Source organism: Thiosulfatihalobacter marinus (assembly GCF_016019955.1).
Lineage (GTDB): Bacteria > Pseudomonadota > Alphaproteobacteria > Rhodobacterales > Rhodobacteraceae > Shimia > Shimia marinus_A.
The window spans coordinates 18,098-30,503 of record NZ_JAECRZ010000014.1; the positions used below are offsets into that span (position 1 = coordinate 18,098).

10 protein-coding genes are annotated in these 12,406 nt (G+C 65.3%); 2 read left to right on the top strand and 8 right to left on the bottom strand.

Going from position 1 to position 12,406, the window contains the following annotated elements; genetic code table 11:
* Nucleotides 1-81: 81 nt before the first annotated feature.
* From I3253_RS16580 to I3253_RS16600, 5 genes are read right to left on the bottom strand one after another with little or no spacing between them, the layout of a single operon-like run.
* A complete protein-coding gene (locus I3253_RS16580) occupies nucleotides 82-2,199 on the bottom strand; it encodes an NAD-dependent epimerase/dehydratase family protein (protein ID WP_197918934.1) in 2,118 nt (705 codons plus the stop codon).
* On the bottom strand, nucleotides 2,200-3,165 hold the full coding sequence (locus tag I3253_RS16585) for a glycosyltransferase (protein WP_197918935.1): 966 nt from the start codon (nucleotides 3,163-3,165) through the stop codon (nucleotides 2,200-2,202).
* On the bottom strand, nucleotides 3,162-4,382 hold the full coding sequence (locus I3253_RS16590) for a glycosyltransferase family 4 protein (protein ID WP_197918936.1): 1,221 nt from the start codon (nucleotides 4,380-4,382) through the stop codon (nucleotides 3,162-3,164). Before I3253_RS16590 ends, I3253_RS16585 begins: the two co-directional genes overlap by 4 nt.
* Nucleotides 4,379-5,344, bottom strand: a complete 966-nt coding sequence (locus tag I3253_RS16595; protein ID WP_197918937.1) for an NAD-dependent epimerase/dehydratase family protein — start codon at nucleotides 5,342-5,344, stop codon at nucleotides 4,379-4,381. The genes I3253_RS16590 and I3253_RS16595 overlap by 4 nt, the downstream gene beginning before the upstream one ends.
* On the bottom strand, nucleotides 5,341-6,474 hold the full coding sequence (locus I3253_RS16600; RefSeq protein WP_197918938.1) for a Gfo/Idh/MocA family protein: 1,134 nt from the start codon (nucleotides 6,472-6,474) through the stop codon (nucleotides 5,341-5,343). The genes I3253_RS16595 and I3253_RS16600 overlap by 4 nt, the downstream gene beginning before the upstream one ends.
* Before the next feature lie 207 nt (nucleotides 6,475-6,681).
* Here I3253_RS16600 and I3253_RS16605 point away from each other — a divergent pair, with 207 nt between their 5' ends.
* Nucleotides 6,682-7,455 (top strand): WecB/TagA/CpsF family glycosyltransferase, encoded by a 774-nt coding sequence (locus I3253_RS16605; RefSeq protein ID WP_332255722.1) that lies wholly within the window; start codon nucleotides 6,682-6,684, stop codon nucleotides 7,453-7,455.
* Here the strand turns inward: I3253_RS16605 and I3253_RS16610 are convergent.
* The 3 genes from I3253_RS16610 to I3253_RS16620 are packed head-to-tail and all read right to left on the bottom strand — an operon-like array spanning nucleotide 7,431 to nucleotide 11,744.
* A complete protein-coding gene (locus tag I3253_RS16610) occupies nucleotides 7,431-8,195 on the bottom strand; it encodes an SDR family oxidoreductase (RefSeq protein WP_197918940.1) in 765 nt (254 codons plus the stop codon). The two genes, I3253_RS16605 and I3253_RS16610, sit on opposite strands and share 25 nt — an antisense overlap.
* Complete coding sequence (locus tag I3253_RS16615; RefSeq protein ID WP_197918941.1) at nucleotides 8,188-9,750, bottom strand: GMC oxidoreductase; 1,563 nt, start codon at nucleotides 9,748-9,750, stop codon at nucleotides 8,188-8,190. Before I3253_RS16615 ends, I3253_RS16610 begins: the two co-directional genes overlap by 8 nt.
* Complete coding sequence (locus tag I3253_RS16620) at nucleotides 9,747-11,744, bottom strand: acyltransferase family protein (protein WP_197918942.1); 1,998 nt, start codon at nucleotides 11,742-11,744, stop codon at nucleotides 9,747-9,749. Before I3253_RS16620 ends, I3253_RS16615 begins: the two co-directional genes overlap by 4 nt.
* 150 nt (nucleotides 11,745-11,894) lie before the next feature.
* On the opposite strand from I3253_RS16620, the gene I3253_RS16625 reads away from it, so the two are divergent.
* Nucleotides 11,895-12,401, top strand: a complete 507-nt coding sequence (locus I3253_RS16625; RefSeq protein WP_197918989.1) for a serine O-acetyltransferase — start codon at nucleotides 11,895-11,897, stop codon at nucleotides 12,399-12,401.
* Nucleotides 12,402-12,406: the final 5 nt, after the last annotated feature.

Consider the following 12,406-nt stretch of genomic DNA (forward strand, 5'->3'; position numbering starts at 1 on the left):
TGTCTTTCGAGCTGCTCTTGAGGGGTAGTCTAGCAGGGAAAAGCGGACAAAAGAATGGCGTGAATCGGGTCTTTGCGCCTCTCAGAATCCTAACAGATCCGCTGCGTCGATGGCTTTTAGAAGGAATATGTCGCGGCGCGGTTCGGGCGCCCAGCCAAGCACGCGCCTGGGGTGGCTGTTGTCGAAGGGCGAGAAATGCGCGCGGCTTTTCCAATCCGCCAGCGACGGGTTGGAAAAGCCGCCCCGGCGCAGCACGTTTTTCTTGAGCGCGTATTTGACCGACGCCGAGAGGTAAAAGCCCGCCAGATTGCCCGGCCTGACCCTGATCCGTGCGCCCAGCCGGGCATGGATCGCATCGAAATAGTCGCGCGCCGACAGCATCGGATCCCCGACAAGGTTGAAGCTTTGCCCGATCGCCGCGTCGTTTTCGGCCATCAGGATCAGCGCCTCGGCCACGTCCTCGTTCAGAACAAACGGCAGCGTATGTTTGCCGTTGCCCCAGAGGCGCACCGCCCCCGCGCCGTGCCAACGGCCAATGCCCCAATGTTGCAGCGGCCCGCCCTTGCCCACCACGATGCCGGGGCGGGCGATGGTCAGCGGAAGCGAATATCTGCGGTGCATCTCCAGAAGCCGGGCTTCGCATTCGGCCTTGGAGCGGGCATAGATATTGCGGTCGGTCATGTCGTCGGCAAAGCCGGTTTGCTCGGTGATCGTCACCTTGGGGTCGGACATGTCATAGCTGGCGATGGTGCCGGTATAGATGAAGCGCCGCACGCCGGCGGCATTGGCGGCGCGGGCGATGGTTTCGGTCACGCCGACATCGTTTTTCAGCGCCGCGTCCCAGGTGGCGTCCGTGGATTTGCCAAGGTGATAGACAATTTCGATCCCGTTCATGGCGGCGGCGAGCTGATCCGGGTTGGACGGCGAGGCGGGAAACAGTTCGACGTGATCGGCAATATCGTCAAACGGGCCGGACTGCCCCCGGCTCAGGACGCGCACATCCTGCCCCCGCGTGACCCAGGCGCGGGTCAGGTCGCGCCCGATGAACCCGGTGCCGCCAATTATCAGAATGGTTGGTTTGGGCGTCTTGCGGGAGGCGGGTTTGGGTTTCTTTTCCGGTTTCGGCAAGTGGGTCAGGGCGGCGTCGATGGCTGTCATGACCTGAATGGCGCTGTCGCCCGAAAACCGTGCATCCAGCGGTCGGCCAGTGCGAATGGCGGTGTAGAATGCGTTTGCAAGGCCGCCAAAACTTAGCCCATAGGGGGATTTCCGGTTCAGCGACACCAGTTGCCGCGCCCCGTTCACCACGCCTTCGCGCAGGTGCTGGGCCGACAGGGAAAGCTGACGCAGCAGAGGGTTGGCCACGATATCGGTGGCGTTTTCGGCGTCGATGACAAGAACGTCGCTGGCATAATCATAGCGCGCCGTTGCGGCCGAGCCATGCAGCGTGAGCGACCGGTCGTCCATCGTTTCGACAAGGGACAGGTTGATGGTGATCGCCACGTCGCCTGCCGTGGCAATGATGCGCCAGCTTTGCGGGCGCGTCGTGTCGCCGGGCAGGGCGATGGGTTTGGACAGGCTGACATGGTCAATGTCCAGCGGGCCGAACAGATCGACGCCAAAGGCAAACAGATGCGGGCCAAGCTCCAGCAGCAGGTTCTGCGGTTCTTGCAACAGCCACAGGCCGAAAGGCCCGGAGCGCAGCGGCGCCAGCGGAAAATGCCAGTTGATTTCGGCAGCGGCGATACGGCCAATGCGCCCGGTTTCCACCGCATCCTTGAGCCGCAAATACCCCGGCGTGCCCATGAAATTATGCCCGGCGGCAAAGACGCGGTCATTCGCCAGGGCCGTATCATGGATTGCCCGGGTGTCGTGGCCGGACAGGGCGACGGGCTTTTCCACCAGAACATGCAGGCCCGCGTTCAGGCAGGTTTCGGCCAGCGCGCGATGGGTTTGGGGCGGGGTGACGATGTGAACGGCGTCACATATGCCAGCCGCCAACATGGTCTCCAGATCCGTATAGGGCGCAATGCCATAGGTTTCGGCCAGTGCCGCGGCGGCGGATTGCGAGCTGTCGCAAACGGCGACGAGTTCCACGCCGTGTGTGGCCTGAATGGCCCCGGCATGCCAGTCGGCGATATAGCCCGCGCCCAGCAACGCGGCGCGGATCGGACGGTCGGTGTTGAGGTCTGTGATCATCTACTTGTACTCGATAATGCGCATGGCGCGGCCGCGCAGGCGGCGCCAGTGGAACAGGGCCATGCCGATCATGTTGGGAATTTTGGACAGGGTCAGCAGGCGGGCGTGGCGGCGGGATTCCCAATAGGGCAGCCCCTGGGCCACCAGGCCGCGCTTGGTGCGGATATAGGACATCAGATAGGCCGCGAGCACCGCAAGAAACAGCCAGCCCGAGGCGAAGAGGCCAAGAATGGCCAGCAGCGGCAGGATCAGGCCATAGGCCAGCACGCGCAGCTGTTCGCGCCGGAAATAGGGCGGGTGCATCCAGCCAACCTGGGCAAAGCCATGGCCCGAGCGCACGGCGCGTTGCCACCACTGGCCGAAATGCAGCATGGCGGCGTCGTGCCGGGTCATTTCCAGCGGCAGGCGGCGCAGTTTCCAGCCCGCCCTGGCCAGACGCACGCAGAATTCGTCATCCTCGGCGGCGATAACTGAACCATCGAAACCGCCAGCTGCCTCGAATGCGGCGCTGCGCACCAGCATGTCGCCGCCACAGGTGGCGATGTCGCCGGCCGGGCGATGCCATTCGAAATCACAAAGCGCGTTGTAGATCGAGCGTTCGGGGTAAAGCTCGACACGCCAGCCGGTGACAAGGCCAAGCGTCGGATCGTCGCGCAGCGCGGTCTCGGCGGCGGCGATCCAGCCGGGAACGACAATGCAATCGCCGTCGACGAATTGCATGAATTCCGGCAGGTCGCCGGTGGCGTTGAGCGCGTCGAATCCGGCCTGCCGGGCGCGGGCGGCGGTGAAAGGCAGGCTGGCATCCAGTTCGACCACCAGCGCCCCGGCGGCGCGGGCCTCGGCCACGGAATTGTCCCAGCTGCCGCTGTCGACATAGACGATTTCCACCCCCTGCCCGGTCAGGGATTTCAGGCAGGCGATCAGGCGTTTGCCCTCGTTGCGGCCAATGACGATGGCGGTGGTCATGACGATGCCTTGTCGATCAGCCGGCCCAGCCGGAGCGCCTCGTTTGAGATGTCAAAGGCGCTTTGTACGGTAGTGCGCCCGACGATGCCCATGGCGGTGGCGCGGGACGGGTTGCCGATTACCTTGGCGATGGCGGCGGCCAGCGACTTGGGATCGCCGGCGGGCACCAGAAGGCCAGACGCCCCATCGGTGACAAGTTCGGGGATGCCCGCGACATGGGTTGCCACCACCGGGCGGGCGGCGGCCATGGCCTCCATCAGGACGACGGGCACGCCTTCGGCAAAGCTGGGCAACACAAAGAGATCGGCGGCTATCAGCGCGTCGGCCACTTCGGATTGGGATTTGTAACCTGCAAACGTGACGTGCCCGGCCAGTCCCGCGCCCGCGACCTGATGTTCCAGCGCGGCGCGGCTGGGGCCGTCGCCGATCACGGTCAGGTGCAGGTCAGGGTAATCCGGCACCAGCGTTTCAAGCGCCCGGAACAGGATCGGCAGGCCCTTGACCGGTGCCAGCCGCCCGACAAACAGCAGGTTGTGGCCCATCGGGTCTTCGTCGCTGTGATAGCGGCGCGGATGCACGCCGCAATGGATGATGTGTAGCTTGTGCCAATGGGCCGGATCGGAAAACGTCATCGCCTGCGACCGGCAGAAATGGCTGATGCAGGCGACAAAGCTGGCACGGGCGATTTTTGTGTCAAGCCGCCACTGGGCAGGTGCAAAGAAGATGTCCGGCCCGTGCAGCGTAAAGCTGAAGGGGATGCCTGTCAGTTCAGAGGCAAGCATCGCCACGGTACACGAGGATTTGGCGATATGGTTGTGCAGGTGGCGCACGTTGTTCCTGTGCAGATGTGCGGCAAGCACCCCGGCCTCGGCAAAGTAGAACAGTTGAAACAGCAGCGCGCGCAGGCCCCCCGGCGCGGTGCGGATGGCCAGCCCAAGCGCCCGCAGATAGCGCAGGGGCGCGCGCAGGAACGTGCCGGCATGGCAGGCAATCAGGTGCAGCGGGCGGGCGGCGGACAGGATGTAAAAGGTGTTGGCGGCCTCGGTCTTTTGTTCCTCGCCCACCAGATGCTCGGCGCCGGTGCGGCGTACCGAGCAGGTGAGCACGGTTTTGCCATGGCTGCGCAGCTCGGCCACCTCGCGCTGGATGAACGTGTCGGTGGCACGGGGGTATTCGCCCGTCAGATAGGCGATGGGCTGATCGTTGGTGTCGCTCACGGGGTCTGATCCTGCTCGATCTGGATGGCCTGCTGCATAGCCTGCTCAAAGGGCATCATTGTGACCGGCCCAAGGCGTTCGTGCATCAATGCGTTGCTGTAGCGCAGCGGCTTGTGCCGCGCTTCCAGAACGTCCGAGCGCAACAGGCCGGGCATGGCGGTGCTATCGGGGGTGATCCGCGCCAGCAGCCGCATCAGCCCAAGGGGCATGAACAGCGCCAGCCTGGGCCAGCCGCATTGCCGAAAAGCGGACAGGAAATGATCCCGGTCGGGCAGGGCATCGTCAAAAATATTGATGGTTTCAATACCGTTCGGGCGCCGGGCCGCGTGGACCAGGCACTGAGCCAGCAAACCGACCTGGCACAGCGGCACCGTGCCGCCGCCGTCGACCATCACCATGACGGCGCCAAGGGACGGGCCGATATGGGCGTTGAAGGCGCGCCCCGGGCCATAGACGGCGCCGGGGCGCAGAATGGTCAGGGTAAAGCCGTGCTGTGCCGCGCCGTCGCGAAACAAGTGTTCCTGTTCCAGCTTGGCCTGGGCATAGGCATCCCGCCCCCTGGCGCAGGACGGGCAATCCTCGCACAGGGTTTCGTGATCCGCGAGGGTGCTCACGTCACAGACAGAGAGCGAACTGACCAGCACGACATGCCCCACGCCGGATGCGGCGATCTGCGCAATCAGGTTGCGGCTGGCCCGGATTGTATCGCGGTCGTGATTTCCTGTCATTGCGGCGGCGGCATGGATGACCGCGCCCGCGTGTTCGAGCATGTCGGCAAGGGGGGTGTCCCCGGCGAGATCGGCCTTGTACACGGTGATGCCGGGATCGTTCGGCCAGTCCGAAGGAACGGTGGAACCGGGACGCACGAGGGCGCGGACATCAAGGCCGGACTGACGTGCATACGCAACCGTATGTCGGCCGACAAAACCGCCGGCTCCGGTGATGACGACGGGCGCGCTCATGAGGCCCACGGCATCGGGTGAACCGGGTCGCAGCGGGTGGTCATTTCTTGCGCGCCGGTGCTGTCGCGGGCGTTCTGGATCGCCAGTGTCACCTCGTTGAGGTGCAGCGCGAAATCCGCAGACAGACGGCAGGGGCGGTTTTCGGCAAGCGCATCCAGCATCTCGACCGGTCCCAGCGCAAAATTCATCGCCGCCGCGCCCCAGCGCTCTACCTTTGGATGGCTGGGGCCGGGCAGGCGGATGCGTTTGCCGATCGGGTGTTCCATCAGGCGGCGGCGCAGCACGAAACGGCGAAAGAACCGTACCGGCGCGGCGTTGTCCCACGCCTTTTTCACCTCGAGCACGCCATTGTCGCCAAAAACCCGGATGCGGTGATCGTGGGAGGCGACGATTGAGCAAGTCAGCCGCGCCGTAAGGCCGCTTTCAAAGAACAGGATCGCGGTAGAGAAATCGGGCGCGCCGGAGGCGGGTTTCTGCGGCAAGGTTTCGGCCGAGGCCGCCACCACGCGCCGAACCGGCCCGAACATGCCGATCAGCCAGGTGAGGTAATACCCGGCATGTTCCAGCGTGCACCCGACGGTAAATTCATCCTCGGCCGGCCACACCGCGCCCGAGGTGCTGCGCCAGTCCTGATAGGGCGCCTGCGGGATAAAACCGTCGTCCAGTTCGGCATAGATCAGGCGAACCGGGCCGCATACGTCGTCGCGGATCGCCCGGGCCAGGGTCTGTGCGGATTCGCCCAGAACCGAACAGGGGGCGGATGCCAGCAACACCCCCTTTTCGCGGGCCAGATCATGCAGGTCGCGGGCGTGATCCATTTGCAGGGCCAGCGGTTTTTCGGAATAGACATGGTGCCCCGCCGTCAGGCAGGCGCGGGTGATCGGGTAATGAGCGGCAGGATTGGTGAGGTTGAGAATCAGCGAACCGGCAGGCAGGTTGCCGAGAAACCGATCCAGCGTTTGCGCGCCTTGCAGATTCCAATGCTTGCAGAATGCCGCCAACCGGGCGGGATCGTGATCGTGCACCTGCGTTACGGCAATATCGGGATGGGCCGCGAAGGACCGCATGTAAAGATCGGCCACGAAGCCGCAACCGATAATCGACACAGCCCTTTTTGTGCTGCCGCCCATGCCAAATGCCCTTTGCCCGAATATGTGCTGGCGAGTATAGGCGAAGCCGGGAAAGAGGCCAGCGTCTGGCAGGGACGGTGGTGGATTTGTGGCCTGTGTGTTTCACTTTGGCGTACAATTGCGCAGAGCCGATGGCCCGGCGGGGCACAGGTGCTAGGGTTGCGGGTGAAGGGGCCGCGAAAAGCGGCCGAACAGAGGGGCGGACAGGTGCAGTTTCTGTCGGTGGACGGGCCGGTGACGGTGAATATCGCAGATGCCGGTGCGTTGAAAGCCGCGGTGGTGGCGCGCTGGCGCGCCGGCGAAGGGTTCGCGCTGGCGACGCTGAACCTGGATCATCTGGTCAAGCTGCACCGCGATCCGGCATTTGCTGCCGCCTATCGCGCGCAGGAGTTCGTGGTTGCCGACGGCAACCCGGTGGTATGGCTGTCGCGGCTGGCGGGGCGGCCCGTGGACCTGTTGCCGGGGGCAAACCTGGTGGTGCCGCTGGCCGAATGGGCCGCGGCAGAGGGTGTCGCGGTGGCGTTGATCGGCTCTACTCAGGATGCGCTGGAGGCGGCTGCAGCAGCATTGCAAAGCCGGGTTCCGGGCCTGCGCATAACAGCCCGGATCGCACCGCCGATGGGTTTTGACCCGGACAGCGCGGCGGCCAACACGGTTCTGAAACAGGCCGCCGAAACCGGGGCGGGGCTGGCGTTTCTGGCGCTGGGCGCCCCCAGGCAGGAGGCGCTGGCCGCACGGGGGCGCGTGGTAACGCCGGGCATGGGGTTTGCCTCGATCGGGGCGGGGCTGGATTTTCTGGCCGGCACACAGACACGGGCGCCGCAATGGGTACGAAAACTGGCGCTGGAATGGCTGTGGCGCGTGGCGAGTAATCCGGCGCGGCTGGCCGGGCGCTATGCGCGCTGCGCCCTGGCCTTGCCACGGCTGACGCGGGAGGCGCTGCGCCTGCGGCGTGATCAGGGGGCGATGCGCCGGGGCTGACGGCGACGCAGCAAAAGCGCATCCCTGAGCCGGGATTTCATCCCGCGCGGCGGCAGAATTTCGCGATCCATCTCGAATACCGCACCATTCAGCGACGGGTCCTGCCACAACGCCAGCGCGGCGCCCCATGTCGCGGCCAGGGCGGGATCAAGCCCATCGGGCACCCCCATGTCGGTGGCCAGCATTCCGGGCATCCAGGTGGACACGACGATGCCGGGGAAGCGGTCTCCCAGATCGGCCACAAGCGCGCGGGAAAAGATCGTGCAGGCGCCCTTGGACACGGAATAGGCGGCGCTGCATGGCGGCGGTGCGATGTCGGAAAAGCTCGAAACATTGAGGATGCGCCCGGTCCCGATTTCCGCCATGTCGTTCAGCGCGGCGCGGGTACAGGCCACGGTGCCGCCAAGGTTGATGGCAAGCGTCTGCATAAAGCTGTCCGGGCTTTCGTCCATGATATCCCGGTGCGGATACACGCCTGCATTGTTGATCAGGATCGAAACCGTGCCGTGCTTGCCGATGGCATCAAAGGCTGCCGCAACCGATGCCGGATCGGACACATCGCACGGGATTGGAAAAAAGTCGTCCCCGGCCAATGCCGCGGTTTCGTCCAGAGCGTCGGCGCGCCGGCCCAGCCCTGCCACTGGCACGCCGCGCCTGCACAGCTCGATCGCCAGCGCGCGGCCCAGGCCCGAGCCGGCGCCGGTGATCACTGCCATACGGGTGCGAATGGTATCAGGCATCGCGGGTCTCCTTCCCTTGCAGAAGATCGGCCAGCCTGTCGCCCACGCGCAGCGCGTTGGCGGCAATGGTCAGGCTGGGATTCACCCCCATCGACGTAGGCATGAAGCTGGCATCGGCGACCCACAGGTTGTCAAGCGCATGGGCGCGGCAGTCCGCATTCAGAACGCTGGATTTCGGGTCATGCCCAAAGCGCAGCGTGCCACAGGGATGGCCGTAGTTCAGATCCGGGCCGACCCCCAAAAAGACGCGGCGCAACCCCTTGAGGGATCTGTGAATGGCACGGCGAAACTGTTTGCGGCGTGCGCGCAGCTCTGGCGGGATGTCATACGTGATGGCCAGCTTGCGGGGGTCGCCGGGATCAAAAAGCACGCGGTTTTCGGCGCGCGGCAGGTCTTCGAGGATACCGACGAATATCTTGGCCTCGCCAAACAGCCGGGCCGCCACCAGCGCGGGCAGCCGGGTGAACGGGCGCAGTACCCGGACCCGGCGCAGCAACGAACGGTCATAGGCCAGGTTCAGGTAATGCACGATTTCGCCATAGCGGGCGGTGATGCCCATGGCCTGCACCATACCATAGCGTATGTTGCCCTGCCGATATAGGTCGCGAAAGGCCAGCGCCTTGGTGGGGCCGCTGCCCCGGTGCGTTCTTCCCGGCCACAGGGCAAACATCTCGGACAGGTGGAACATCAGGTTGCGCCCCACCAGGCCGGAATCGTTGGCAAGATCGTCAGACGCCATCAGCAGGCGCGGCGAGGCAAGCGCACCGGCGGCCAGGACATAGGCACGCGCCCGCAGCGTCAGGTCGCGGCCGCCATGCCGGGCCTCGATGGCGTGGATTGTGCCGCGCTCTGCCCGCAGCCGCGTAACCTCGCACAGGTCTAGAAGCTGTGCATTGCCGGTGGCCAGCGCCGGTTCTACCCCGGCAGAGCGCCCGTCCATCTTGCAGGCGCGCGGGCATTTGCGGCCAAGGCAGCTTGCGCAGCCTTCCAGATGACGCAGGGCGGTGTGGCCCTGATAGGGGTGCAACCCGGCGCGCTGCATCGCGTCGAACAGGGCCTTGTCGGCGGCGGGCATCTGTGGCGCGGTGGCCAAATTCACCGGTTCGCCCAGCGGGTCCGGTGTGCCGCTGACGTGAAACAGGCGCCCGGCCTCTTCAAGAAAGGGCTGCATCGCGGCATAGCTGACCGGCCAGCCGCCGGTGGGGTGCGGCATGTCGGGGCTGTCATCAAGATCATGGGGTTCGGGCCGTTCAAGCGTGGCGGCATAGAACACCGACGAGCCGCCGACACCCGCGCCCAGCGGCGCATTGAAGACGGCGTCGACCCCGTCAACGCGGGCGTGCAGCGGTTCGGGCCAGTAGCCGCGCACCAGCCGGGCCTGCGGGTTCCAGATATCGCCGTTCAGCTCCTGCGCCTCGCGGCGAAAGCCGGCCGGACCACGCTCGACAAACAGCACCGACAGGCCGCGCTCTGCCAGCCGCCGCCCGATGGTGCCACCGCCCATGCCCGTGCCGATCACGATCACGTCCCATATCTTGTCCTGAGGCGCGGTCATGACGGCGCCTTTCCAAAGACCGGGGCGAATATCGTGCGCAACCGGCGCGCGGCGGTGTTGGTGATGTGGTTGTTGTCGAAATACTGTCCCTGACCGCCCTGGATCGCCTCGCACAGGAACGCATCGCACAGGAGGGGCCATGGATCGAGTACCTGCGCGCCGCTGGCCGCCACCGCCGCCTGCGCCGAAGCGGCGCGGCGCTTGGCCTGGGCGGTGGGCACCTGCCCAAGGCGGCGGGCGGCGTCGGGTGTCAGGCGGCGATGGGCGAGATCGCGAGCGATTTCCGGGGCGGCATATTGCGGGATTTCGGGGGGCTGACGCAGGAGGAACACGTTCCTGTCCCGCGCGGACAGCGTGTCAACGGTGGACCGGAGCGCGTCGGCCAGGATTGTGGCCTGCGGCGCCTGGGGGCCGTCGCGGGTCAGGGTGATGGTGTTTTGCGCGTCGATGCCGGAGCCGGTGCCGGTGGCATAATAGGCCCAGCGCCCGATCAGCAGCACGTCGCGGATATCGGGCATCTGGTCAAGCGCGTCGCGAATTTGGTCGTTGGCGCTGCGGCAGGCGGCATTCTGTGCGGCGGTGGCGCTGTTTTCCGTTTTGCCGATGCCGAAAAGCGGCGGGCACCCGGCGCGCCAGATCACCAGCGCGGCCCGGTTCTTTTCCATCGCTGCCAGGGCAAGGCCCTCGTAAAAGGCGCGCAGGTGGCTGTCGCCCCAGATCAGCAGCGTCGGGGTTTGGCCGGCAGGGCCGATCGGGCAGATCTCGATGCCTTTCAGGGGGCCGTCAGCGGGGACATTGCAACGCGAGAAATCCTGAAGGAAATCGCCGGACGCGGCGATGTGCACCTGGGTTTGCGCCCCAAAGCGCCCGGGCAGGCCATCCGAGCGAAAGATCACCGCCGACGTACCAAGCAATAGCACCGAGACCAGTACCGCCGCCCCCAGAAGCGCCCTGCCCGACAGGGCCTGGGCGCGGCGCACGGGTTGTTCGATGAACCGCCAGGACAACCAGCTGACCACGACGGACAGCGCCAGCCACAGACCGGTTTCAACCGGGCTCATGCTGTCGCCCCGCACATATCGGGACAGGGTGACGATGGGCCAGTGCCATAGGTAGAGCGAATAGGAAATCAGGCCGAAAAACACCGGGCCGCGCATCGACAGCAGGCGGTTGGCCATGTTTGTATCGCGCCCGTTGATCAAGAGCAGAACAGTGCCCGCAACCGGAATGATCGCCTGCCAGCCGGGAAAACCCGCGTCGGGCCGGATCATGGTGATTGCGCCCAGCACCAGCGCCAGACCGATCCAGCTTGGGGCCGCGCCCAGCCGCCAGTCGGTGCCACGTTCGTGGCGCCAGATGGCAAGCAGCACTCCGGCCAGCAGTTCCCATGCGCGAAACGGGAACAGGTAAAACGCAGCCGGCTGCGCGCGGGCGGTGATCGGGATGGACGAAACCAGCGAGGCAACGAACAGTGCAACGAAGGCCAGGATCATGCCGCGCCGGGACCGGCCCAGCAACAGGAACACCAGCGGCAGGAAGACGTAGAACTGTTCCTCGACCGACAGCGACCAGGTGTGCAGCAGAACCTTGTCTTCGGCGGCGCTGTCGAAATAGCCGGACTGGCGAAAGAACAGCACGTTGGAAAGATAGACCGTGGCGGCGATCACACCCTTGGCGGTTTCTCGAAAATCATACGGCAAAAGCACAAGCCAGCCCACCGCCAGTACCGCCAGCGACATCGCGCCATAGGCCGGGGCCAGGCGGCGAATGCGGCGCAGATAGAACCGGCCCAGCGACAGGCGCCCGGTGGCCGTTTTTTCACGCCACAGGATCCCGCCGATCAGAAAGCCGGAAATGACAAAGAAGACATCCACACCGACAAAGCCCCCCGGCAAACCGGGCAGGCCGAAATGGTAAAGCACCACCGCCAGCACGGCGATGGCGCGCAGCCCGTCGATTTCGGCCCGGTGGGGCGGTGGGGGTGTCTGGGTCATGCCCGCTCGTGATGTTTATGTCTGCCCCAGAGAACACCGGGGCGGGAATGGCATCAAGTCTAGGGCGCGTGCAGTCCGAAGTTGCGAAACAACAGAGGTTTTGCGACAACCATTTCAGGGCGAAATCATGGCAGGGAGCCGCCGGTGAGAATGGATCAGGACGTTTCGGCGCAGGTGCCGGATTGGTCGCGCGAGACCATAAGCCGGATTTGGGATCCCGGTCCCAAGCTGATCCGCGCGTTGCGGCGCTATCAGGCGGCGCGGGATCGTGGCGGATTTACGGGCAAGTTGACCGCGAAATACTGGGTTGCGGTGCATCGGTTCTGGTCGGTGATCACGCAATCCGAGCTGCACCTGAACATGCAGGTCGATGGCGGGCTGCGGTTGCCTCATCCGACAGGCATCGTGGTGCATCCGCAGGCGGTGATCGGACCGAATTGCATGTTGATGCACCAGGTCACTTTGTCCGGCGCGGTGCGCCTGGGCGGGCATGTGGACGTTGGGGCGGGGGCCAAGCTTCTGGGGCAGATCACCATCGGGGATGATGTCGAGATCGGGGCCAATGCCGTGGTCACGCGGGATGTACCGGCCGGCGCGGTGGTGGTCGGAATCCCGGCCCGTGTGATTCGCATGAAGGGCGACCCGGCAGAGGAATAGCCAGG